This is a genomic window from Nonomuraea sp. NPDC051941, from assembly GCF_044593615.1.
On the sequence record NZ_JBIUCF010000001.1, the window covers coordinates 530940 to 554096 of the forward strand.

The following is a 23157-nucleotide window of genomic DNA, read 5'->3' on the forward strand; positions in this document are numbered from 1 at the left end:
GAGATACCGTCGTGCGCATTGTCCTGGCCGGGCTGGCCACCAGCCATCCGTACACCGACGCCCACACCCTGGCCCGCCACGCGGAGCTGGTGGTGTGGGAGCAGGACCCCGAGCGGCTGCGGCGCTTCACCGGCCAGCACCCGGCGGCGAAGGTGGCCGGCAGCCTCGGGGAGGCGCTGGCCACCGGGCCCGACGGCGTGGTGCTGACCGTCCCCAACCCGCAGGTGCCCGGGGCGCTGGCCCGGGTCCTGGAGACCGGCGCCCCCTGTTTCGTGAACAAGCCGGCCGCCGCCAGCCGGGTCCAGCTGGACGCGCTCGACCGGCTGGCGATCGGCGACCGGGTGCTGTCGAGCTCGGTGCTGAGGTTCGCCCCCGCGTTCGCCGGGGTCCGGGTCGATCCCGGCGAGGTGCTGGCCGTGCGGGCCACCGTACGGCATGACGTGGGGTTGTGGGCCGACGGCTACAACGCCTGGCAGGACACGCCCGGCGAGGGCGGCGGGACCATGGTGACCATGGGCATCCACGGCGTCGAGCTGCTGGTCGCCCTGCTGGGGCCGGACGTGCGGCTGGTGGGCGCCGCCGGGGCCAAGCGGCACTACCAGGGCCTGCGCTCCGAGGACACCGGCGTGATGGCGCTGCGGTGGGCGAGTGGCGTCACGGGGACGGTGGAGATCCTCGGCGTCTCCGAGGGTGAGGCCTACACCGTCACCGTGCACAGGCGCGACGGCTCCGAGTCGATCGTGATCGAGAGCGGCGACGACCCGGTCAAGGGGCTCGGGTACGAGGGGACGATCGACGCGTTCCTCTCCATGGTGCGCGGCGCGCCCAGCCCGGTGCCGTGGGAGCAGACCAGGGCGATCCTCGATGTGCTGGTCACAGCCCGTGAGGTCGCCTGACCCAGTTGTGCGTACCCGTTGACAGCCGAAGTCTGCGACAGTTACGGTCTGGACCGTAAATAACAGACGGAGGAGATACCCGCGTGCGCACGACAGCGGAACTCGAGGAGCGACTGGCCCGGCCCAGCGCCGGGCTGGTGGACGATCTCAGCGGGCTCGACGGCGACATCCTGATCCTCGGCGCCGGCGGCAAGCTGGGGCCGAGCCTGGTACGGCTGGCCCTCAACGCCACGAACGGGGACCGGCGGATCATCGCGGTCTCGCGCTTCTCCGAGCCGGGGCTCGCCGAGTCGCTGGCCGAGGACGGCGCGACGGTGGTGTCCGCCGACGTGGCCGACGAGCAGGCGCTGCGCGACCTGCCCGACGCCCCGAACGTGGTCTTCCTGGTCGGCGCCAAGTTCGGCACGCAGGGGCGCGAGCACGCCACCTGGTTCACCAACGCGTACCTGCCCGGGAGGGTCGCCGACCGCTTCCGGCACAGCCGGATCGCCGCCCTGTCCACCGGGAACGTCTACCCGCTCGTCCCCGTCACCGGCGGCGGCAGCACGGAGGACTCCCCGACGGGGCCCGTGGGCGACTACGCCATGAGCTGCCTGGGGCGCGAGCGGGTGCTGACGCACTTCTCCGAGACGTACGGCACGCCGCTGTCGCTCGTCCGCCTCAACTACGCGGTCGAGCTGCGCTACGGCGTGCTCATCGACCTGGCGCAGAAGATCCTCGTCGGAGAGCCCGTCGACCTGTCGACGGGCCAGGTGAACGTGGTCTGGCAGGGCTACGCGAACGAGGTCACGCTCCGGTCGCTGGCCCTGGCCTCCGCGCCGCCGTACGTCCTCAACGTGACCGGGCCCGAGCTGCTCTCCGTGCGGCGGATCGCCCTGGACCTCGGCGCGGCGCTGGGCAAGGAGCCCGTGTTCACCGGGGAGGAGGCGCCGACCGCGCTGCTGTCGAACGCGGGGCGCTGCCACCGCCTGTTCGGCTACCCCGAGCTCACGCCCGCCGAGCTCATCGAGCACACGGCGCGATGGGTGGCCGACGGCGGGCCGCTGCTCGGCAAACCCACCAAGTTCGAACGCCGTGACGGCCGTTTCTGACCGGCTCCGGCACCCTGCCCGCCACTCTGCCCGCCCACACCGACCAACACCAAGGGGGACCTCACGTGCTCAGCACGGCTCCACAGGCGCAGACGTCCGTTCGTGACCTGTTCAGGCGCGGCCTGGTGATCCCGGCGCACCCGCTCGCGCTCACCGAGGACAGGAAGCTGGACGAGCGCCGCCAGCGGGCGCTGACCCGCTACTACGTCGAGGCGGGCGCGGGCGGGCTGGCGGTGGGCGTGCACACGACGCAGTTCGCCATCCACGGCACCGGCCTGCTGCCGCCCGTGCTCGAACTGGCGGCCCGCACCGCCAAGGAGGTCGAACGCGAGGTGGTGCTGGTGGCCGGGGCGACCGGGCCCGCCGCCCAGGCGGTGGCCGAGGCGGAGCTGGCCAGGTCGCTCGGCTACCACATGGTGCTGCTGAGCCCCTACCGGGAGCTCGACGAGAACGCGCTCATCGAGCGGGCCAGGGCCGTGGGCGAGGTGCTGCCGGTGATCGGCTTCTACCTGCAGCCCGCGGTGGGCGGGCGCACCCTGTCCCGTGACTTCTGGACGCGGCTGGCCGCCGTGGAGTCCGTCGTCGGCATCAAGGTCGCGCCCTTCGACCGCTATCGCACCCTGGACGTGCTGCACGGCGTCGTACGGGCGGGGCGGGCCGGGGAGGTGGCGCTCTACACGGGCAACGACGACCACATCCTGGCCGACCTCATCACCTCGCACCGGGTGGTCGTGGACGGGCGCGAGGTGGAGGTCGAGTTCGTCGGCGGGCTGCTCGGGCAGTGGGCCGTGTGGGTGCGGCGGGCCGTGGAACTGCTGGAGGAGGCCAAGCTCGCCCGGGGCGGTGACGACGCGGTGGTACGGCGGCTGCTCACGCTGGACGGGCACCTGACGGATGCCAACGCGGCCATCTTCGACTCGGCGAACGGGTTCCACGGGTGCATTCCGGGCATCCACGAGGTGCTGCGGCGGCAGGGGCTCTTGGCGGGGCGGTGGTGCCTGGACCCGGCGGAGGAGCTTTCGCCGGGGCAGCTCGCGGAGATCGACCGGATCTGGGGCGCGTACCCGTGGCTCCGGGACGACGACTTCGTCTCGGCCGGGCTCGACCGCTGGCTCTCCTGACCCCATGCCCCTCCTCCCCACCACCCCCACACCCACCACCCCTGCGCCCGGGGTGCGGGGGTCAGAGGGTCAGGCGGTAGAGGGTCAGGGGGCGGCCGCTGGTGCCGCTGGTGAGGTTGCCGGTGCGCTCCGCCAGGCCCGCGAGCTCCAGCCGATGAAGCATGCGCCGGGCCGTGCGCTGCTGGACGGCCAGCCGTTCGGCGATCTCCCGGGTCGTCAGCGGCTCGTCCCCCGCCGCCGCCCGCGCCTCCAGGAGCTTCTCCAGCGTGGGCACCGACAGGCCGACGCGGCGGGCGATGACCGACAGGTTCTGCGCCCCCGTGGGCGCCGGGGTGACCGACTCCAGGACGATGTCCGTGTCCGCCCGCAGCGACAGGACCGCGGCCACCTCGCCGATCCGGCGGGCCCTGGCCAGGGCGCGGCGGGCCAGGCTCTCGGCCTCCGCCGCGCTGCGGCCCAGGCCGAAGCCGACGCGTACGACGTCGTTCTGGCCGGCCAGCCGCGCCAGCATGGGCAGCCCGGTGAAGCCGCCCGTGGCGTCGTGGAGCGGGCCGCGGGTCGTCACCAGCAGGTGCGTGCCGCCGCGGAAGGCCGCCAGGGTGCCGCCGAGCGCCGTGGCCTCGCGCAGCAGGCCCTCCTCGTTGGCCACCTCGACGAGCCCGATCGCGATCTGGGCGTCCTCCTGGGCCTGGCCCTCGGCGGTCAGCATGAGCTGGCGCAGCGCCACCCGTACCGAATGGACGGAGGGCACCAGGCGCAGCACGTGGCGCTCGTCGCGCAGGGCCTCGTGCACGGAGCTCAGGCAGGTGATCACCGCGTGCGCGGGCCCCTTCCGGTGGAAGGTGACGGCCTTCTTGGAGGTCATCTCCGGCCGGTACGGCAGCGTGCGCAGATCGCCGGTGGGCAGCCCGGCCTCGGCGAACGTGGTCTGGACGTCGGCGGCCGACAGCGTGTCGATCGACAGCCGGGTGATGTCCTGGCCTTCGTGCTGGAGGCGTACGAGGGCGCTGAGCAGCGTCGCGCCCGAGTAGTCGACGAACGCCGCCGGGCGGGTGAGCGCGTCGGCGTCACGCGAGAGCATGTAGGGCACTATGCCGGTGAACAGCCACCCCTCCACGGAGGAGGCGTGCGCCTCGACGATCGCGGGCGCCTGAGACTCGTGGTCGTAGTCGAGGCGCAGCGTGCTGACGCCCGGCTGCTCCTCGCAGACGGCCGCGACGTCGTCGACCAGGTCGTGCGGGCCGACGACCCCGATGACGATTCCCACCCACGCCTCCCTCTCGCTATTTTCGGTCAAGACCGCAATCATATCTTGTGAGGTGCCCGGTGAAGTTCCCGTCCATGGCAGAAGCGGACGGCCGTACGCTCGGCGACGAGGAGGTGGCCGCCGCCGAGCGGGTGATCCGCTCGGGCATGCTCAACTCCGTCTGGGGGACCGAGGCGCGGGCGCTGGAGCGTGAGATCGCCCGAGTCTACGGCTCCCGTCACGCGATCACCTGCAGCTCCGGCACCGCGGCCCTCCACCTGTCGGTCGTCGCGGCCGCGCCGGACCCCGGAGACGAGATCATCACGACCCCGATCACGGATTTCGGGACCGTGGCCCCCATCTTGGCGCAGAACGCCGTCCCTGTCTTCGCCGATGTGGATCCCTCCGACGGCAATCTCCATCCGGACGCGGTGGCCGCGCTCATCGGCCCCCGTACGAAGGCGATCATGGCGGTCCACCTGTTCGGCGCGCCGGCCAGGGTCGGCGAGCTGCGCGCGCTCGCCGACGAGCACGGCCTGACGCTGATCGAGGACTGCGCGCAGGCCTGGCTGACCGAGCTGCCCGGCGGCGGGCTCGCGGGCACGGCGGGCCAGGTCGGCTGCCTCAGCCTGCAGCAGTGGAAGCACATCACCTGCGGCGACGGCGGGGTGGCGATCACCGACGACGACGAGCTGGCCAGGCGGATGCGGCTGTTCTCGGACAAGGGGTGGGACCGCGCGGCCGGCCGGTCGCACGCCGCGTTCGGGATCAACTACCGCATGACCGAGCTCCAGGCCGCCGTGGCACGCGCTCAGCTCGCGAAACTCCCAAGCGTTGTCGCGGCCCGCCGCCGCACCGCCGGACAGCTCCTGGACGCGCTGAAGGGCCTCCCAGGGGTACGCCTGCCGCGTCCGGACGGCCACGCCTGGTGGTTGTTCCCGATCGTGTGCCCGGACGGCGACGCGCCCGAGCTGGCCGCCCACCTGGCCGCGGCCGGGATCCCCGCGCGGGCCGGCTACCTCGCCGAGCCGCTGAACAGGGCGCCCGTGTGGGACGCTGCCATCTACGGCTCCTCCCGCTATCCGCTCGAGGGCTACCGGCCCAACCCCTGCCCGCAGGCGGAGCTCATGGTGGACCGTACGCTGCTGGTCATCGACTGGAACGAGGCCTACACCCCCGAGCACGTCGAGCTGATCGCCCAGGAAGTCACGAAATTTCGGGCTCGACCGTAGTTACGTTCATGTATCAGGGATTGACCCGGTCAAGATGCGCTCATTAGGTTTCGGTCAGGACCGGTATTAGTTGAAAGGAAGCCGCCGATGAAGAAGGCAGCGGCAGTCGGCCTCGCGGCCGCCCTGAGCCTCGCGGCCGCCGGGTGCGGATCCAGCAGCGGCTCGGACAAGAGCACCGTGACCCTGTGGATGTATCCCGTCATCGGAGACCAGGCCAAGGCCCAGGCGTTCTGGGGCAAGGTGGAGAAGGACTTCGAGACCGCCAACCCCACGATCGACGTCAAGATCGACCAGCAGCCCTGGGAGGGCCGCCAGGAGAAGGTCACCACCGCACTGGTCTCGAAGAAGGGCTTCGACCTGGTGGTGCTCGGTCCCGACCAGATCCCCCAGTACGCCCAGCAGGGCACGGTCGAGGCGGTGGACGACATCGTCGCCCCGGCCAAGTCCTCCTACCTGCCCAACTCCCTGGCCGCCCTCACCGTCAACGGCAAGCTGTACGGCGTGCCGATCTACCAGACGATCACCGCGCCCATCTACAACAAGAAGCTGTTCGCCGACGCGGGCGTCGAGAAGGTGCCGGAGACGCTGGCGGAGCTGAAGGAGGCCGCGCCCAAGCTGGCCGCCAAGAAGGTCGCCGTACTGGACTACCCGGGCAAGCCCGACGTCAGCCTCAACCAGAGCTTCTACCCGATCCTGTGGGCCAACGGCGGCACGGTCTTCTCCGCCGACGGCAAGAGCGTCGCCTTCAACGGCCAGGAGGGCGTGGCCAGCCTGCAGTTCCTGCTCGACCTGAAGGCCGTGGGCGGCCTGCCGGAGAACACCGCGAGCAAGGCCAACGACATCGAGGGCGGCCCGCTGGCCGCCGGCAAGACCGCCATGTACCACGCGGCCACCGCGGGCATGGCCGACCAGCTCGGCGCCGCCATCGGCGCCGACAACGTCGGCATCGGCCTGCCGCTCGAAGGGACCAAGCGGGTCGCGTTCGGCATCCCCGGCGCCCTGGTGCTGGCCAAGCACTCCGAGAGCAAGGACGCCGCCAAGAAGTTCGCCACCTACCTGGCCTCGCCCGAGGTGTCCGGCGGGCTGGCCAAGGAGTCGGGCTTCTTCCCCGCCCGCACGGACGTGACCGTGCCCGACCAGTCGGCGGCCTCCAAGGAGTTCGCCAAGTCCCTGCAGTACGCCTTCCCCGGCGACACCCACCCCAAGGCCCGCCAGGTCATGGGCGTGCTCGCACCGCACATCCAGGCGGCGCTGCTCGGCAAGGAGGACGCCAAGACCGCGCTCGACGCGGCCGCCAAGGAGGCCAACCAGCTGCTCGGCACCGGCTGAGCCCCCGCACACCGCCAGAAAGGAAACTCCTGGTGCGTCATCGCCTGCGTGACCCGGTCACCGGCCTGCTGTTCGTGCTGCCCGTGCTCGTGCTGTTCCTGATCTTCCGGATCTTCCCGTCGCTCGGCGCGGCGGGGATGAGCCTGACGAACTGGAACATCGGCGGCGACTGGGAATTCATCGGCACGGACAACTACGCCCGGCTGCTCGACGACGTGAACTTCTGGTTGAGCCTGCGGGTCACGCTCGTGTACGTGGCGATCTACGTGCCGCTCACGCTGCTCGTGGCGCTCGGTACGGCGCTGCTGCTCAACCAGGTGGTGTTCATGCGCGGGCTGTTCCGCGGCATGCTGTTCCTGCCGTACGTGACCAGCTTCGTGCTGGCGGGCATCATCTGGCGCTGGATCTACGAGTTCGACGGGCTGATCAACGGCCTGCTGGCCAAGGCGGACCTCGGCCCGGTGGCGTTCCTGGAGCAGTCGGCCGTGATCCTGCCCGCGCTGGCCGTCGTGTCGGTGTGGAAGGGGTTCGGCTACTCGATGCTGATCCTGCTGGCCGGGCTGAAGTCGATCCCGTCCTCCTACCTGGAGGCGGCCACGGTGGACGGGGCGAGCGCGTGGCAGCGGTTCCGCAGGATCACGCTGCCGCTGCTCAAGCCCACGATCTTCTTCGTCGTGGTGATCGAGACGATCAGCGCCTTCCAGACGTTCGACACCGTGTACGTGATGACGGGCGGCGGCCCGGCCAGGGCCACCTACACGCTCATCTTCGGCATCTACGACCACGGCTTCCGATCGTTCGACTTCGGCTACGCCGCCACGTGGGGCATGGTGCTGTTCGCGATCGTGCTGATCGTGTCGCTGGTCCAGCGCCGCTTCCTGGATCGAGGAAACACTTGACATCCTCTCCCTCGTACACGTGGGAGAGTCCCACGGTCGCCCGTGAGAGTTCCTGTTTCACCGCCGGTTGCCCGTCTGGAAGGGACTTCCGTTGAGGTCTTACACCAGCTCCGCAGGCGTTTTAATTGTCCACCAGCCCGGCGGCCAAGATGTTTTTCGCCGCATTCACGTCCCGATCATGGGACGCGCCGCACGTGCACTCCCAAGCCCGCACGTTCAGTGGCATGGACGGTTGGATCATCCCGCACCCCGAACACAGCTTGGAAGAAGGAAACCACCGGTCGACAACCAGCAGGCGCCGCCCGTACCAAGCCGCCTTGTATTCCAGCATGCGGCGGAGCTCACGCCAGGCCGCCTCGGAGATAGCGCGCGCCAAGCGGTGGTTCTTCACCATGGTGCGGACGGTCAGATCTTCCACGGCGATCACTTGGTTTTCGCGAACAAGCCGTGTGCTGACCTTGTGCAGATGATCGCGGCGCCGATCGGCGATCCGGGCATACACCTTGGCGACCTCGAGCCTCGCCTTGGCCCGGTTGGCACTGCCCTTCTCCTTGCGACTCAGCGCCCGTTGCGCCCGGGCCAGCCTGCGCCGATCGGCCCGCTCGTACCTCGGATTCGCGATCTTCTCCCCGGTGGACAGGGTGGCCAGCGCTTTGAGTCCCGCATCCACCCCCACCATGCCCTGCACTGGTTCCAGCGGCGCGATCTCCTCCTCGACCAGCAGGGACACGAACCAACGACCTGCCGCGTCCCTGCTCACCGTCACCGTCGACGGCTGTGCACCCAGCGGCAGCGGACGCGACCACACGATGTCCAGCGGCTTATCGATCTTCGCCAGTGTGAGGCGGCCCTCACGCCAGCGGAAGGCCGACCGGGTGTACTCCGCGGACGCCTGCGACTTCTTTCGCGACTTGAACGCCGGGTATTTCGCGCGCTTGGCGAAGAAGTTTGCGAACGCCGCCTGCAGATGCCGAAGCGCTTGCTGCAACGGCACCGACGACACCTCCCTCAGGAAGTCGAACTCGGCGCTGCGTTTCCATGCTGTGAGCATCGCCGAGGACTCGGTGTAGCAGACCCGCCGCCCCTCGCGGGTATAAGCGCGAGTGCGCTCCTCCAAGGCCTTGTTGTAGACCAGGCGGACACAGCCGAAGGTCCGGGACAGCTCTGCGGCTTGTTCGGGAGTCGGGTAGAAGCGGTACTTGTAGGCCCGCTTCACGCTGTGTGCCACGATGTTCATCTTAGCGTAACCATGGCCAGGATTCGCTTGCTTGTTCCCATCCAGGGCGGCGTCGTGCCGCGTTTCCTCCCCCGTACGAAGGCGGGGAATTCCACGCTCAAGGAGCTTCGATGACGATCACCGCGTTCCGGCCCGTCACCGAGGTGCGGACGGCCCGCGCGGCCCGCCGCCGGTGGTGGCGGGGCAAGTGGCCGCTGGCCGCCCTGCTCGCGGTGCTGTCCGTGCTGACCGTCAGCCCGTTCGTGGCGATGTTCATCGTGGCGCTCTCGCCGGCGGGCCGGCCGACCGTGCCGGCCCGGTGGCCGGACTCGCTCACGCTCGACAACATCGCGCGGGTGCTGGAGTCGTCGGGGTTCGTCACGTGGACGATCAACTCGCTGATCTACGCCGTGGTCTCCGTGGTGATCATCCTGCTCACCTCGTCCATGGCCGGGTACGCGTTCGCCAAGAAGCGCTTCCCCGGCCGCGAGGCCATGTTCTGGACGTTCCTCGCCACCATGATGGTGCCGTTCCAGGCCACGCTCATCCCGACGTTCGTGCTGGTCAACAGCCTGGACGGGGTGGACACGTTCTGGGGCCTGATCGTGCCGACGCTGGCGAACTCGCAGGCCGTCTTCCTGATGCGGCAGTTCATCCTGGGGCTGCCGGACGAGCTGTTCGACGCGGCCAAGGTCGACGGGGCCTCCGAGTGGCGGGTCTACTGGACGATCGTGGTGCCGCTGACCAGGCCGATCCTGGCGACGCTGGGCGTGTTCGTGTTCCTGTGGCACTGGAACGACTTCCTGTGGCCGCTGGTCGTCGGCCAGAGCGACGCCACCCGTACGCTGACCGTCGGGCTGACCACGCTGCGGACCGAGGAGCTGCAGCTGTCGGTGCTCATGTCCTCGGCGGCCGTGTCGGTGGTGCCGTGCCTGCTGGTGTTCTTCCTGCTGCAGAGGTACCTGGTCAACAGCATCGCGATGACCGGCCTGAAATAGGGTCGTGCGGGTGGACATCGCTGTACGAAACCTTCGTGACCGGCTCCGCGGCGCGCTGATCCCCGCCGCGGCCACCCCCATGACCGCGTCCGGCGAGGTGGACCTCGACCTGGTCTCCCGCTACCTCGCCGGCCTGGTGGCCGACGGCGCCACCGGTCTGGCCGTGCTCGCCCACACGGGCCGCGGCCCGTACCTCGCCCCTGACGTCCGCGCCGCCGTCATCGAGCGCGCGGTCGCCTGCGCCGGTAGAGGGGGCGTCCCGGTGCTGGCCGGCGTGGGCGGCGGGGCGGAGGACCCGGCGGCGCAGGCGCGGGTGGCGGCCGAGCTGGGCGCGGACGGCGTGCTCGTCTTCCCGTCGGACGGTGACCGGGTGGCGCTGCACGAGGAGGTGTGGCGGGCGGCCCGGCTGCCGATGATCGCGTTCGACCTCTACACGCGCCCGTGCCCGGCCGGAACGCTGCGCGAGCTGCTGGCGCACCCCGGCGTGGCGGGGCTGAAGACGGCGCTGCTGTCGGACGCGATGGGCTGCCAGCGCGCCATCGCGCTGGCCAGGGAGGCTGACCGGCTGGCGATCACGGGGGAGGACCGCATGTTCGGCCCGTCCCTGCTGTGGGGGGCCGAGGCGGCCCTGGTCGGCATCGCCGCGGCGAGCGTCGGGGTGACCGCCGCGGTCCTGGAGGCGTTCGCGGGCAAGGACCTGCGCGCGTTCGAGGAGGCGTCCGGGCGGCTGGACCGGCTGGCGCAGGTCACGTTCACCGAGCCCATGGAGGGCTACGTGCAGCGCATGCTCTGGCTGGCCGCCGCCGAGGGCCGGGTGCCCGAGACGCATTCCCACGACCCGTACGGCCCGCCCCTCCCGGCGGAGGAGCGGGCCGTGATCGTGGCGATGAGCCAGGCGGCTCATTAGCGGCCCGCGATGGCCACCCGGACGAGGTTGCGGGCGCGCACCGCGTACAGGGCCCGGCGGGAGGGGTCGAGCGCCAGCTTGGGCTCGCCGCCGAACCACTGCCCGGCCAGCCCTTCCACGATGGCCTTCGACGTGAACGCGACCAGGTCGATCTTGTAGATCGAGCCGCCGTCCGTGCAGTACGCCACCCGGCCGGTGACGAACAGCTCGCCGCCCTTCGTCCCGACCTTGATCGTCCTGGTGACCTTCCCGCTCCGCAGGTCGAACTCGAACACCTCGCCCGTGCTCGCCATCCCGTACAGGGTGCCGTTCCTGCCGAGAGCGAGCGAGGAGATCATACGGGCGCCGGGGATCGGCTCCAGCTGCCAGAGCAGCTTGCGCGTGCGCAGGTCGAACGCGGCCAGGCGGGCGGTCGTCGTGACCGGCGGCAGGCCGAGGCCCTCCTGGATGAGGGTGCCCAGGTAGGCGACGCCGTGCCGGGCGACGACCGAGTAGACGGTCTGGCGCTCGACCACCGGCCGGTAGGTCTCGTACGTGCCCTTCCGGGGCGAGTACAGGGAGAGCGCGCCGTTCATGTGGCCGGGCTCCGGCTGGGTGGGCATCACGATCAGGCCCGTCGTGGCGTCGTAGGCGAGGTCGCGCGGGCGGTCCTGCTGGTTGCCGGTGCGGGCGATCAGGTCGGCCTCGGTCTTCCCGCGGCGGTGCGCGTACAGGGCCGCCTGGGTGTAGATGCCCAGGTACGTGGTGTCGCCGACGGTGAGCAGCGTCTTCGGCTCGCCCGAGATGCCCAGCCGGGTCACCTTGCCGGTCGCCAGGTCGTGGACGTCGGCGCCGCCCTTGCCGCCGACGTAGACGCGCCGGCCGTCGGAGTGCACGGACATCGGCTCCTCGGGTGCCGCCTTGAAGCCGCGCTGGACGAGGTTGACGTAGTCGAGCGAGCCGGTCGCCGGGTCGTAGACGAAGACCGCGCTGTCCTGGATGCCGTAGATCCGGCCCTCGTGGGCCAGGATGCGGTGGGTCAGGGCCTCGAAGTAGGGGACGCCGAGCACCTCCAGCTTCTCCGTGGCCAGGTGGTAGCGATAAAACGTGCCGGAGGGGCGGCCGGCGAAGTAGACGTACCCGTCGTGGATCAGGACCGCGACGATGTACTTCTCGCCGGCCGCGGTGGCCTTGACGACCTTGTAGTTCTGCGGCGCGGCCTTCTCCAGGACGAGCAGCTCGCCCAGCGAGTTCATGCCGCCGGCCAGGTGGGTCTCCGACATGCCCATGCTGGAGACCCAGTCGCGGTCGGCCACGGCGGACGGCAGGAGCTCGCGCTTCTCGCCGGTCCTGCGGTCGATCGCGATCAGGTGGGCGTTGGCGCCGATCCCGGCGTACACGTACGTGTCGTCGGCCTGGATGCTGCGGACGTACGCCTCGCCGGGGGCGGGCTGGCCCAGGTCGCGGCTGGTGCCGGTGGCCGGGTCGTACTCCCAGACGCGGCCGGGCTCCGACGTGCCGAGGTAGACCTTGCCGTCGGGGGAGGAGGCCATGGTCCAGATGTAGTGGTCGGGGTATTCGGCGACCTTGGTGACCTGGCCGGCGATCGTGTCGATCTTGTACAGGTCGGATCTCGCGTGGGTGCCGACGTAGACGTCGGTGCCGACCTTGCACATCGCCCAGATGCCCACGCCGGTCGGGATGTCGAAATGGGTCGTGACCGAATCCTGGCCGAGGTCGAACGCGCCGACCACGTTGGGCGACAGGCCGCGCGAGCCGGCGTAGAGCACGCCGCCGACGAACTCGCCGTTGCCCAGCGGGCTGGCGACGCTCGCCGGCCCCAGGTCGGTGAGGGTGCCCTCGGGCTGGGCTTTTTGGTGGGTCGCGGCGCGGGCCGGCGTGGTCGTGAACGTGGCGGCCGCCGTGGTCGCGGCGGCCGCCTGGAGGAAACGACGGCGGGGGATCATGCGCGGGCTCCCTTGGTGAAGTTTGGGCCGCACGCTATAACGGGCTAGGCCGTAATGTCCAGAGCGAAGAGCTCCGCGGCGTTGCGCCAGGCGATCCGCTCGGCGGTCTCACCCGTGAGCCCCGCCGCCGCGACCGCCCCGAACGCCGACGAGGGGTCGATCAGCGTCGCGTCGGTGCCGAACAGCAGCTGCGCCGGGTCCACGGCCGCCACCACCTCCGCGATGCGGCCGGCGGGGAAGTGCGACCAGCAGGGCTCCAGGTAGAGGCGGTCGCAGGCGTTCGCGGCCTCGACGGCGTACCGGAACCCGTCGGCTCCCATGTGCCCGGCGATCACCCGCAGGTCCGGGATGTCCGCGCAGACCTCCGCCAGGGCCAGCACGGACGTGCCCCAGGTGTGCACGAGCGCGGGCCGCCCGGTCGCGGCCACCAGCGTGAGCGCGTCGCGGAGCTGGGCGGAGCCGACCGGGGAACCCGTGTAGTCGGTGTGGATCTTGACGCCGACGAACCGGCCGCCCGGCAGGTACGCCGCCAGGTCCGCCTCCGCCTCGCGCAGCCGGCGCGGGTTGAGCGTGACGTAGCCGAGCAGGCGGTCCTGCGTCTCCAGGTAGGAGGCGAGGGCTCGGTTGCCGGCGGCGGCGTCGTAGATGACGGCCTCGGTGGCGGAGACGATCGCGCGGTCGATGCCGTAGCGGTCCATGGTGGCGAGGTTGGCCTCGGCCACGTCCATGGTGAAGAACCACGGGCCCCAGTGGGCGTGCACGTCGATGATCATGACTGTGGCCTCCTCAGGAGCCGTTCCGCGTTGCCGCCCGCCACGGCGGCGATCTCCTCCGGCTTCAGCCCGCTGGTGGCCAGGCGCAGGAGGGGTACGAGCGGCTCGTAGTGGGGGGCGCGCGAGCCGTACAGGAGGCGGTCGGCGCCGAGTTCGGCGGCGGCGAGCTCCAGCGCGTCGGGGGAGTTGAGCAGGCGGGTGGAGGTGTGGAAGCCGGGCTCGTCCGCGGCGGCCACCAGGAAGTCGCCCAGGTGGTAGAAGTGCGTGTCGAGGAAGACCACGTCGGCCCCGAGCCCCGCGAAGGGCTGCCAGAACCTGCGCACGTCACCGCCGGTGAGCACCACCAGGCCGAGCCGCGCAGCCCTGCGCGCGACGTGCCTGACGGACGGGAAGCCCGCCTCGACGCCCTGCTCGTCGGGGAACAGCCGGATGGCCCGGACGCCTCCGGCGGCCAGCCGCTCCAGCTCGCGCGCGGCGCCGATCGGGTCGCGCAGGTCCACGGCTCCGACGGGGACGACCTCCGGGGCCGCCCGCGCGATCAGCTCGTCGTTGCCCGAGCGAACATCAAACAGCGCGGCCCGCAGGCTCGCCACCGCCACGGCCCTGATCCGGTGCTCGCCCAGCAGCCGCAGCACCTGCTCCGGGGCGCCGGGCGGGCCGTCGCGGTCGGGGTAGGCCCCGAACAGCACGTCCACGTCCAGCGTCACCTCCAGCCCGCCGGCCAGGCGCCACGCGTCGAACGGAATACCGGACCCATCCTCAATCGCCATGGCGCACATCATGCCATTGACGAACTGTGCTTATAAAGTTACGGTCTGGCCCATAATTGCTCAGCAATGAACGCGAGGTGCGCCCATGCTCCGATCCCTCCTGGTAATTCTGTCGGCGCTCTTACCCGCGCTCCTCACCGGCCCGGTCGCGCGGGCGGCGACGGCCTGTGACACCCCGGCCGTGGAGCGATTCGGCCCGGCGTCGGTCACCGGCGCCATCGTGGGCGCCTCCGTGCTCGACGGGCACGCCTACGTGGTGACCCGCGGCCTGAAGCCCCCCGTGCTGGCCGACATCGACCTCGCCACCCGCAAGGTCGTCAGGAGCGTCACCCTGCCCGACGGCCCGGCCACCGGTGAGCCCGAGGGCGCCTGGGCCACGGCCGTGTCCGGTGGCAAGATCTACGTCGGCACCTACCCGGTGCCCGACCTCTACAGCTTCGACCCGGCCACGGGCGCCGTGGAGCGGCTGGCGTCGTTCGGGAAGAACGGCGGCTTCGTCTGGAGCCTCGCCGCCGCGCCCGACGGCACCCTCTACGTGGGCACCTACCCGGACGGCCGGGTCCGCGAGTACGTGCCGGGCACGGGCGCGGTGCGCGACTTCGGCGTGCTGGTCCAGGGCGAGCGGTACGTGCGCGCGGTCGCCGCCGACGCCACCTACGTGTACGCGGGGTTGCTCGACAAGGGTCGGCTCGTCCGGATCACCCGGGCGGACGGCACGGTGAAGGAGCTGGCCGCCGCCCCGACCGGCATCGGCGCCGTCGCCGTGCACGGCGACCGGGTGCTGGCCGCCGCCGGAGACACGCTGATCGACATCCGCTCGGACGGCACGGACGAGCGCCGGGCGACCCTGACCGGCGGCACGATCGATATGCTGACCGTGGCCGCAGATGACACCGTTTACGCCACTTCCCGGCCCGATGGCGCCGTCCACCGCTACCGCGTGGGCGAGACCGCGTTCACCAAGGTCGCCGAACCGCCGTCCCCTGGCGACGAGACCAGACGGCTGCAGCAGCTCGACGACAACACGATGCTCGGCTTCTCGGGCAGCGGCGGCATGTGGTGGCTGGACCTGCGCACCGGCAAGTCCGAGTTCGTCGACCTCATCGACGCCGGCCTGCCCAGCGGCCCGGAGCGGCCGCAGAGCATGCTCGTCGTGCCCAACCGCGCCGTCTACATCGGCGGCCACTTCTCCATGGAGGTACGCGACCTGCGCACGGGCGAGAAGCGCAGGTTCCGGATGCCCGGCGAGCCGAAGGACCTCGTGCGGAAGGGCAACAAGATCTACGCCGCCATCTACCCGAGCGGGCAGATCGTCTCCGTCGACCTGCGTACGGACCGCGTGCGCAGCCTCGGCTACCTGGGCCACGGCCAGCAGCGCCCCTGGGACATCGAGTACGACCCCGCCACCGACAAGCTGGTGGTCGCCAGCGCCCCGCTCGGCGCCAAGCTGAACGGCGCGCTGTCCGTGATCGACCCCAGGGACGGCCGCATCGACGTCTACGAGGGCGTCATCCCCGACCAGAGCCTCATGAGCCTGTCGGTCGATCCCCGGGGCGGCGTCGTCTACCTGGGCGGCGACGTGCTCGGCGGGGGCGGTACCCCGCCGGTGAAGACGTCCGCGTCCGTGGCCGCCTTCGACCTGCGCGCCCGCAAGGTGCTCTGGCAGGTGGACCCGATCCCGGGGCACCGCACGTTCCAGGACATCAAGGTGCACGACGGGCTGCTGTACGGCGTCTACAAGCGCGACTCGGGCACCTGGATCGCCATGGACCTGGCCACCAAGGCAGTGGTGCGGCAGGGCAAGCTCTCCGGGTACGGCGAGCTGACCGTGCACCGGGGCAGGGTGTTCGCGTCCACGTTCTTCGGCGGCGGGAACGCGTACGAGCTGGGCACCGAGGCCAAGTTGCTGGCCACCGGGCTCGGCGACGAGTGGTACACCAACCCGCAGCTGCACTTCGAGCCCGGCTCCTGGCGGGCCTGGGGGCTCGTGGGCCGCGACCTGGCCAGGATCCGGCTCGATCCGCGCTGCCCGTCCTTGACCGTCACTCCATAATCTCTGCTAGTTTCGGTCTGTGCCGAAATATGTGATCGATGCCCACCGGCTCATCGGTCCCGTGCCGTTCGACGACCTGCCGACGGACCCTCGGGACGAGATGGACCGGCTGGGCATCGGCCTGGCCTGCGTCACCCACACGCTCAGCCTCTACTCCGACCCAAAGGCGGGCAACGAGGCGCTGCTCGCGCTCGACGACCCCCGGCTCATCCCCGTCCCCGTCGTGGTGCCGGGGGCCGGGGAACCGGACGGGCCGGACGAGGTGGCGGCATGGGGCGTACGGATGATCAGGCTCTGCCCTGAACGCCACCGCTTCGACCTCACGGGACCGTGGGCCCTGCGGTGGCTGGCCGAGATCGGCCTGCCCGTCGCGATCGACCTCGATGAGACCTCGCCCGCCCAGCTCCGCCACCTCGCCGAGCGCCTGCCCAAGCTGCCCGTGCTCGTCCTCAACCCCGGCTACCGCCGGTTGCGCGCGCTGGCCGAGCTGATGGCCGAGGCGCCGAACGTGCGGGCCGAGATCGGCACCGTCAACACCCAGGGCGGCGTCGAGTGGCTGGCGGCGCTGTTCGGGGCGGGGCGGCTGGTGTTCGGCACGGGCGCGCCGGTGTCCGACGACTGCGGTCCCCGCTTCCTGCTCGACCACCTCGACCTGCCCCAGAAGGACATCGAGCGGATCGCCGCCGGCACGCTGGAGGAGCTGCTGTGATCCTCGACGCGCACGGCCACGTCGGCACCTGGCCCGACTTCCTCATCCCCCATCCCACCGCCGAACACCTCGTGGCCGCGATGGACCGGATCGGCGTCACCGCGATGGGCATCAGCCACCTGCTCGCGGTCGGCCCCGACGCCGTGCGCGGCAACGAGCTGGCCATGGAGATCGCCGGACGTTTCCCCGGGCGGTTCGGGGTGTGGCAGGTCTACAACCCGCACCACCGCACCCCGCTCGCCCGCGCCGGCGTGTGGGGGGTCAAGCTCCACCCCGACGTGCACCAGTGCCGCCTGGACGACCCCCTGTACGAGCCGGTCTGGCGGCTCGGCCTGCCGGTCCTGGCGCACGGCCAGACGGACTCGCCCTGGAGCGACCCCGCCCAGTTCGCCGCCGTCGCGGCCCGGCACCCGCACGTTCCGCTGATCATGGGGCACACCGGGCTCTGGGCGTACGGGTTCGGCCGCGCGGCCCGTCTCGTGGCCGACCTGCCGAACGTCTACCTGGAGACGTGCGGATCGAAGATGACCGGCCGGTGGATCGCCCGGCTGGCCGCCCTGGCGGGGGCCGAGCGGGTGCTGTTCGGCTCGGACGCCTGCTTCCTCGACCTGCGCACCGGCTACGGCCGCATCGCCCTGGCCCCGCTCACCGACACCGACCGCGCCCTCATCCAGGGCGCCAACCTGGCCCGCCTGCTCGGCCACTCGTGAAGGCCCGCCCGTAAAGGGCTCGCCCGTGAGGTCCACTCGTGAAGGTCCACTCGTGAAGGGACGTCTCCCCGTGACGCTCGCCATCCACGGCGGCACTCCTGTCCGCTCGGCCCCCTGGCCCGCCTGGCCGCCGCCCCTCGACCCCGCGCAGCGCGAGCTCGTCACCAAGGTGCTCGAGAGCGGCCTGTGGGGAGCCACGCAGGGCGGTTCCGTGGTGGCGGACCTGACCGGCGCGTTCGCCCGCCGCTCCGGTGTCCCGTACGGCGTCGCCGTGGGCAACGCCACGCTGGGCCTGTTCGCCGCGCTGCGCGGCCTCGGCGTGGGCAGGGGGGACGAGGTGATCGTCCCGGCGTACACGTTCGTGGCCTCGGCCACCGCCGTGTTGCTGGCCGGCGCCGTCCCCGTCGTCGCCGACGTGGACCCGGTGGACCTGCACCTGTCCCCGCGAGCCGTGCAGGACGCCGTGACCGGCAGGACCGCGGCGATCATGCCCGTGCACCTGGCGGGCAGCCCCGCCGACATGGACCCGCTCAACGACCTGGCCGCCCGGCACGGCCTCGCGGTCGTCGAGGACGCCGCCCAGGCGCACGGCGCCACGTACCGGGACCGTCCCGTGGGCGGTCTGGGCGACGCGGGGGTCTACAGCTTCCAGGCGAGCAAGGCGATGACCGCCGGCGAGGGCGGCCTGATCGTCTGCCGCGACCAGACCGTGCACGACCGCGTCTGGTCGGCCTGCAACGTCGGCCGCGCGCCTGGCGGCCGCTGGTACGGCCACCCGTCCGTCGGCTGGAACCTGCGCCTCACCGAGATCCAGGCGGCGCTCCTGCTGCCCTGGCTGGACCGCCTCGACGAGGAGATCGACCGCAGGAACGCCTTCTGCGCCGCCCTGGAGCGCGAGCTGGCCTACGTTCCCGAGGTGAGTGTGGTGCCGTCGCCGGAGGGCACGACCCGCGACTCGCGCCACCTGCTCATGCTGCGCCTCGACGCCGGGGTGGACCGGGAATTCGTGCTGGCCGCCATGGCCGCGGAGGGGGTGCCGCTCGACGCCGGCTACCCGCCGCTCGGCACGATGGAGGCCCTCACCGCCGAGGGCACCCGCGTCGAGCCGTGCCCGGGCGCCGAGGAGGCCGCCAGGACCGTGGTGTGGGTACGCCAGGCCATGCTCATGGACGCCCCCGAGGCGGCCGGCGACGTCGCCGAGGCCCTCGCGAAGGTGCTCGCCAATTAGTTCCTTGGCCGTAATTCGTCATTGACGGCGAAACTAGCCCCATCTTAAGTTTCGGCCATGACCTTAATTAAGCGCATGCTGGCATGCGGCATGGCGGCCACCCTCGCCGTGCTCGGCGCCGCCGCCCCCGCGGTCGCGGCGGCGCCCCGTGTGGAGGATCTCGGCGTCCCCCTCGAGGACGTGCTGCTGATCGGCGGCGTGGTGGCGCCGGGCCCCGGCGGCCGGACCGTGCTGTGGGGCGCCTCGTCGGGCACCCCCGCCCACCTCAACGCCGTCGATCCCGCCACCGGCGCCGAGGTGGCCAGGTACGACCTGCCGGGCGCCGGCGGCTCCTGGGCCGTGGAGGCGACCCCGGACGGCAGCGTGTACGCGGGCACGTACGGCGACGGCCGCCTCTACCGCTGGACGGACCAGGGCGGCGTCCAGGACCTCGGCCGCCCCCTGCCCTCGGAGAACTTCATCTGGTCCGTGGCCGCGGGCGAGGGCGCCACCGTCTACGGCGGCACCTCCCCGGGCGGCCGCCTGTTCGCCTACGACCCCGCGACCGGCGTGCGCGACTACGGCAAGCTCTCGCCCGCCCACGCCTACGTGCGCAGCGTCTCCTACGCCGACGGGAAGATCTACGCCGGCACCGAGGCCCCGGCCGCCGTCTTCGAGATCGACGCCGCCTCGGGCGCGACCAGGCAGCTCCCGACGCCCGACGGCCTCGACACGGCGGGCAAATGGGCGTACGACGTCAACGTCGCGGGCGGCTTCCTCTACGTCCGCTACGGCGGCGCGAGCCCGGGCCCGATGCACGTCTGGGACATCGGCGCCGGCAAGTGGACCGGCGCGCTCGACGCCGTACACGGCCTCGACGTCTCGCCCCCGGCCGCCGATGGCGCGGTCTACCTGGTCAAGAGCGGCGAGCTGGTCCGCTACGACCCCCGTACGCAGGCCACGACGCCGACCGGCCTGCCCTTCACCGGCCGGGTGGCCAACACGCGCGGCATCGGCTGGGCCGAGCTGGGCCTGCCGGACTATCCGGGGAAGAGCGTCGTCGGCCTGCTCTGGCGCGGGCTGATGTTCCGCTACAACCCGCAGACCGGCGCGAAGTCGTTCGTGCAGACGGCGGTCAGGGGCGAGCCCATCGACGTGACCGCGCTCGCGGAGGGCCCAGACCACCGCATGTACGCCGGCGGCTTCCTCAACGGCGGCTTCGCCGCCCTGGACCCGAAGACCATGAACAGGGAGTTCTACACGTTCTCGCAGAGCGAGGACATGATCGCGCACGACGGCAAGCTCTACGTCGGCGCCTATCCCGAGGCCAGGGTCTACGCCTACGACCCGGCGCTGCCGTGGAACAGCACCGAGTACTCGCCCAGCCCCGAGCCCGGCCCCGCGCCGAACCCGGCCCGGCTGTTCGACTTCGCCGCCGACAAGCAGATCAGGCCGCGGGCGCTGGTGTCGGCCGGCCGCTACCTCGCCGCGGGCACCATGCCCGACCTCGGCCAGCTCGGCGGCGTGCTCGCCGTGTGGGACCCGCGGACCGGGACGCTCAAGCACGCTCAGCGCAACGTCGTCCAGGACCAGAGCATCGTCTCGCTCGCCTACCGCGACGGCGTGCTCTACGGCGGCACGTCCATCTACAGCGGCCAGTCGGCGACGCCGCCGACGCAGCCGGAGGCCAAGCTGTTCGCGTGGTCGGTGAAGGCGAACCGGCTGCTGTGGGAGATCGTGCCCGCCGCGGGCAAGCCGGCCGTCCCGGCGCTGACGTTCGACGACCGGGGAAGGCTGTGGGGGATCGCGGGCGGCGAGGTGTTCGCGGTCGACACGAGCGCCCGCAAGGTGGTCTCGCGCGTCACTCTGTCGGACAGCAAGAGCGCGAGCGGGCAGCTCGCGTACAACCGGCGCGACCGCACCCTGTACGGCGCGCACGCCGGCCAGGACGTCTTCTCCCTCGACCCGCGGACCGGACGGCACGCGGTGCTGCGGCAGGGACCCGTGCACCAGCTCGCGGTGCACGGGTCCGGGGACGTCTACTTCGCCGAGGGGCCGCGCCTGTTCCGGCTGACCCGTCAGCAGACGCGGTAGGTGGAGAAGTTCTCGAAGCGTGAGAGGTAGAGGTGGCCGTCGGGGCCGAGGATCAGGTTCGAGATCGGGCGGGCGATGAGCGCGAGCGTCATCGTCCCCGGATCGATCCGGTACGCCTTGCCCTGCACCTTGCCCCACAGGTAGCCCTTGTGGAAGACGAGGTTGGTGTCCAGCCAGACCTGCGTGGCGCTGGACCAGGCGTAGGTCTGGTGCTTCACGCTCCTGACGGTCCGCCCGGTGGCCGGGTCCAGCTCGAACAGGGTGTCCGGGGTCAGCCCCCACAGCCGCCCGTCGCCGTCGAAGGCGATCGAGCCGAGCGCCAGGTCGCCGGGCACGGGGGTGGACTGCCACTTGAGCGAGTCCGTGGCGATGTCGTACGCGAACGCCACGGCGTCGCCCTGCGGCGTGCTGGTGCCGCCGAAGGCCGAGGTGGCGCCGTACACGACCCCGTCGCGGTAGGCCAGGCCGATGATGCTGTGGCCCGGGACGATGTCCCGCCTGATCACGGTGCGGCCGGTGGCGGGGTCGAGCAGGCCGAGCGCGCCGCCGTGGGTGCCGGCCTTGGGCACCGTGCCGAACGCCAGCCGGTCGCCCGCCGAGATCATCGCGAAGGGCCGGTCCTGCTCCTGGCCGCCGAGGTCCAGCAGCAGTTTGGGGGCGGTCCCGTCGAACTCGTAGATCCGGGCGCCGGGGTACACGCCGAGGTAGAGCTTGCCCTTGTGGGTGACGATGCCCTCGCTCTGGCCCACGTTCGGCCAGTTCTGGGCCTGGCCCGTGGCGGGGTCGTAGGCGGCCAGGCCGCCGGTGAAGAACCCGCCCGCGTAGACGCGGCCGTCGGGGCCCGTGCCGAGCGAGCGGATGCTGACGGGCTGGCCGGTCAGCGTGCCGTCGAGCAGCCGGCCCTGCCCGGTCCTGCGGTCGAACTGCCAGATGCGGCCGGTGGAGCTGGTGCCGACGAGGGTGTGGCCGAGCCAGCCGAGCGGGCGGGCGGCGCCCTCGCCGTACCCGGTGAAGCCCAGCCTGCTGATCTTCCGGGTCCTGAGGTCGTACTTCACGAGCTCGTCGTGCTGGAACAGGTAGAGGTCGTGGCCGCGCCTGCCGCCGCCGACGGTGAGGTTGTCGACGTCCGCCACGACGTCCTTCCACGCGCGCTTGCGCAGGTCGTACACGCCCATGGGGTTGGCACCGGTGGAGGTGACGAAGCGGACCAGCAGGTAGCGGCCGGCCACGTCCACGTCGTAGGCGTAGCCGCTGCCCTCGACGGGCGGGTCGATCACCCGCTCGACCGTGCCGGCGGGGGTGAGCACCGCGACCTTCATGCTGCGCGCGCCGACGCCGGCGTACACGGTGCCGTCCTCGCCGACGGCCAGGTCCCGGACGTACTGGTCGCCGGGGACCGGGCTGCCCAGGTCGGCGAAGGCGCCGGTCGCGGTGTCGTAGCGGAAGAGCTTGCCCGTGGGCGAGGTGCCGCCGTAGACGGCCGAGCCGTCGGGACTGGCGGCGACGGTCCAGACGAACGTCTCGGTCGCGATGGGGATGCCGAGCTCGCTCACCTGGTCGGTGGACGGGTTGTAGCGGAAGAGGCGGCCCATCGCCCCGGCGGTGGCGTTGTAGCTGCCGACGTAGACGGAGTGGTCGGGGGCGACGGTGACGGCCCAGGAGCCGAGCGCGAGCGGGAGCAGGCGTTCGGCGATCAGGCGGCCGTCGCGGGCGTCCCTGATCCCGAGCAGCGCCGGGCCCGAGGCGCTGGAGGTGACCGAGTAGACGCGCGGGCCCTGCGGGTGGCGGGCGTCCAGCGCGGTGCCGGCGGTGGTGGCGCCGGTCAGCGGGAGCGTGCCGAGGTTCTGGAAGCCGCACCCGGTGGGTGGGGCTGCGGTGGATTCGGCCTGGGCCGGAGTCGAGAGGGATAAGGCAACGAGGAGTGTTGCGAGGATGGTGCGCACGTACGACCTCCCAGAGC

The 23157-nt window shown here is 71.6% G+C and carries 18 protein-coding genes and 1 pseudogene; 13 read left to right on the forward strand and 6 right to left on the reverse strand.

Annotated features, from left to right (window positions below; genetic code table 11):
* Positions 1 to 11: 11 nt before the first annotated feature.
* The 3 genes from ACIHFD_RS02445 to ACIHFD_RS02455 all read left to right on the forward strand — a co-directional run bounded on the left by ACIHFD_RS02445 (position 12) and on the right by ACIHFD_RS02455 (position 3108).
* Positions 12 to 896: a Gfo/Idh/MocA family protein gene (locus tag ACIHFD_RS02445; RefSeq protein WP_397365220.1), complete on the forward strand. Its 885-nt coding sequence runs from the start codon at positions 12 to 14 to the stop codon at positions 894 to 896.
* Positions 897 to 979: 83 nt separating this feature from the next.
* On the forward strand, positions 980 to 1987 hold the full coding sequence (locus ACIHFD_RS02450; protein WP_397365221.1) for an NAD-dependent epimerase/dehydratase family protein: 1008 nt from the start codon (positions 980 to 982) through the stop codon (positions 1985 to 1987).
* A gap of 65 nt (positions 1988 to 2052) precedes the next feature.
* Complete coding sequence (locus ACIHFD_RS02455) at positions 2053 to 3108, forward strand: dihydrodipicolinate synthase family protein (RefSeq protein ID WP_397365222.1); 1056 nt, start codon at positions 2053 to 2055, stop codon at positions 3106 to 3108.
* A 61-nt stretch (positions 3109 to 3169) separates the two neighbouring features.
* Here the strand turns inward: ACIHFD_RS02455 and ACIHFD_RS02460 are convergent, their stop codons facing one another.
* Positions 3170 to 4405 (reverse strand): hypothetical protein, encoded by a 1236-nt coding sequence (locus ACIHFD_RS02460; RefSeq protein WP_397365223.1) that lies wholly within the window; start codon positions 4403 to 4405, stop codon positions 3170 to 3172.
* A gap of 44 nt (positions 4406 to 4449) precedes the next feature.
* Here ACIHFD_RS02460 and ACIHFD_RS02465 point away from each other — a divergent pair, with 44 nt between their 5' ends.
* The 3 genes from ACIHFD_RS02465 (at position 4450) to ACIHFD_RS02475 (ending at position 7814) form a co-directional block, all read left to right on the forward strand.
* Positions 4450 to 5586 carry a DegT/DnrJ/EryC1/StrS family aminotransferase gene (locus ACIHFD_RS02465; RefSeq protein ID WP_397365224.1) on the forward strand — a complete coding sequence of 379 codons (1137 nt, stop codon included), beginning with the start codon at positions 4450 to 4452 and terminating at the stop codon, positions 5584 to 5586.
* 87 nt (positions 5587 to 5673) lie between these two features.
* The gene (locus ACIHFD_RS02470) at positions 5674 to 6915 is read left to right on the forward strand and encodes an extracellular solute-binding protein (protein WP_397365225.1); all 1242 of its coding nucleotides are present in this window, start codon (positions 5674 to 5676) and stop codon (positions 6913 to 6915) included.
* A gap of 32 nt (positions 6916 to 6947) precedes the next feature.
* Entirely contained in the window at positions 6948 to 7814 is an 867-nt protein-coding gene (locus tag ACIHFD_RS02475; protein ID WP_397365226.1) for a carbohydrate ABC transporter permease, read from the forward strand.
* Positions 7815 to 7848: 34 nt separating this feature from the next.
* Here the strand turns inward: ACIHFD_RS02475 and ACIHFD_RS02480 are convergent.
* Positions 7849 to 9042, reverse strand: a pseudogene (locus ACIHFD_RS02480) (RNA-guided endonuclease InsQ/TnpB family protein); the annotation flags it as partial.
* A gap of 119 nt (positions 9043 to 9161) precedes the next feature.
* On the opposite strand from ACIHFD_RS02480, the gene ACIHFD_RS02485 reads away from it, so the two are divergent.
* Positions 9162 to 10028: a carbohydrate ABC transporter permease gene (locus ACIHFD_RS02485; RefSeq protein ID WP_397365227.1), complete on the forward strand. Its 867-nt coding sequence runs from the start codon at positions 9162 to 9164 to the stop codon at positions 10026 to 10028.
* A 10-nt stretch (positions 10029 to 10038) separates the two neighbouring features.
* Positions 10039 to 10935: a dihydrodipicolinate synthase family protein gene (locus ACIHFD_RS02490; protein WP_397365228.1), complete on the forward strand. Its 897-nt coding sequence runs from the start codon at positions 10039 to 10041 to the stop codon at positions 10933 to 10935.
* Here the strand turns inward: ACIHFD_RS02490 and ACIHFD_RS02495 are convergent.
* Genes ACIHFD_RS02495 through ACIHFD_RS02505 form a run of 3 tightly spaced genes read right to left on the reverse strand, consistent with a single transcriptional unit; the run spans position 10932 to position 14424 of the window.
* A complete protein-coding gene (locus ACIHFD_RS02495) occupies positions 10932 to 12881 on the reverse strand; it encodes a hypothetical protein (protein WP_397365229.1) in 1950 nt (649 codons plus the stop codon). The two genes, ACIHFD_RS02490 and ACIHFD_RS02495, sit on opposite strands and share 4 nt — an antisense overlap.
* Positions 12882 to 12925: 44 nt before the next feature.
* Positions 12926 to 13654, reverse strand: a complete 729-nt coding sequence (locus ACIHFD_RS02500; protein ID WP_397365230.1) for an amidohydrolase family protein — start codon at positions 13652 to 13654, stop codon at positions 12926 to 12928.
* Positions 13651 to 14424, reverse strand: a complete 774-nt coding sequence (locus ACIHFD_RS02505; protein WP_397365231.1) for an amidohydrolase family protein — start codon at positions 14422 to 14424, stop codon at positions 13651 to 13653. Before ACIHFD_RS02505 ends, ACIHFD_RS02500 begins: the two co-directional genes overlap by 4 nt.
* Before the next feature lie 85 nt (positions 14425 to 14509).
* Between ACIHFD_RS02505 and ACIHFD_RS02510 the strand changes: the two genes are divergently transcribed.
* From ACIHFD_RS02510 to ACIHFD_RS02530, 5 genes are read left to right on the forward strand one after another with little or no spacing between them, the layout of a single operon-like run.
* Positions 14510 to 16477: a hypothetical protein gene (locus ACIHFD_RS02510; RefSeq protein ID WP_397365232.1), complete on the forward strand. Its 1968-nt coding sequence runs from the start codon at positions 14510 to 14512 to the stop codon at positions 16475 to 16477.
* 19 nt (positions 16478 to 16496) lie between these two features.
* Positions 16497 to 17186 carry an amidohydrolase family protein gene (locus tag ACIHFD_RS02515; protein ID WP_397365233.1) on the forward strand — a complete coding sequence of 230 codons (690 nt, stop codon included), beginning with the start codon at positions 16497 to 16499 and terminating at the stop codon, positions 17184 to 17186.
* A complete protein-coding gene (locus tag ACIHFD_RS02520; RefSeq protein ID WP_397365234.1) occupies positions 17183 to 17896 on the forward strand; it encodes an amidohydrolase family protein in 714 nt (237 codons plus the stop codon). The genes ACIHFD_RS02515 and ACIHFD_RS02520 overlap by 4 nt, the downstream gene beginning before the upstream one ends.
* Before the next feature lie 52 nt (positions 17897 to 17948).
* Positions 17949 to 19124, forward strand: coding sequence for a DegT/DnrJ/EryC1/StrS family aminotransferase (locus ACIHFD_RS02525; protein ID WP_397365235.1), 1176 nt, complete (start codon positions 17949 to 17951; stop codon positions 19122 to 19124).
* 57 nt (positions 19125 to 19181) lie between these two features.
* On the forward strand, positions 19182 to 21197 hold the full coding sequence (locus ACIHFD_RS02530; protein WP_397365236.1) for a PQQ-binding-like beta-propeller repeat protein: 2016 nt from the start codon (positions 19182 to 19184) through the stop codon (positions 21195 to 21197).
* Here the strand turns inward: ACIHFD_RS02530 and ACIHFD_RS02535 are convergent.
* Positions 21182 to 23140, reverse strand: coding sequence for a hypothetical protein (locus tag ACIHFD_RS02535; protein ID WP_397365237.1), 1959 nt, complete (start codon positions 23138 to 23140; stop codon positions 21182 to 21184). The genes ACIHFD_RS02530 and ACIHFD_RS02535 overlap by 16 nt on opposite strands.
* Between the last annotated feature and the right edge of the window lie 17 nt (positions 23141 to 23157).

What these genes read in the sequence shown, in the direction of transcription:
- ACIHFD_RS02465 (WP_397365224.1), top strand. Translation starts at nt 4,450, where the DNA reads ATGGCAGAAGCGGACGGCCGTACGCTCGGCGACGAGGAGGTGGCCGCC.
- ACIHFD_RS02470 (WP_397365225.1), top strand. Translation starts at nt 5,674, where the DNA reads ATGAAGAAGGCAGCGGCAGTCGGCCTCGCGGCCGCCCTGAGCCTCGCG.
- ACIHFD_RS02485 (WP_397365227.1), top strand. Translation starts at nt 9,162, where the DNA reads ATGACGATCACCGCGTTCCGGCCCGTCACCGAGGTGCGGACGGCCCGC.
- ACIHFD_RS02495 (WP_397365229.1), bottom strand. Translation starts at nt 12,881, where the DNA reads ATGATCCCCCGCCGTCGTTTCCTCCAGGCGGCCGCCGCGACCACGGCG.
- ACIHFD_RS02500 (WP_397365230.1), bottom strand. Translation starts at nt 13,654, where the DNA reads ATGATCATCGACGTGCACGCCCACTGGGGCCCGTGGTTCTTCACCATG.
- ACIHFD_RS02505 (WP_397365231.1), bottom strand. Translation starts at nt 14,424, where the DNA reads ATGGCGATTGAGGATGGGTCCGGTATTCCGTTCGACGCGTGGCGCCTG.
- ACIHFD_RS02510 (WP_397365232.1), top strand. Translation starts at nt 14,510, where the DNA reads ATGCTCCGATCCCTCCTGGTAATTCTGTCGGCGCTCTTACCCGCGCTC.
- ACIHFD_RS02530 (WP_397365236.1), top strand. Translation starts at nt 19,182, where the DNA reads ATGACCTTAATTAAGCGCATGCTGGCATGCGGCATGGCGGCCACCCTC.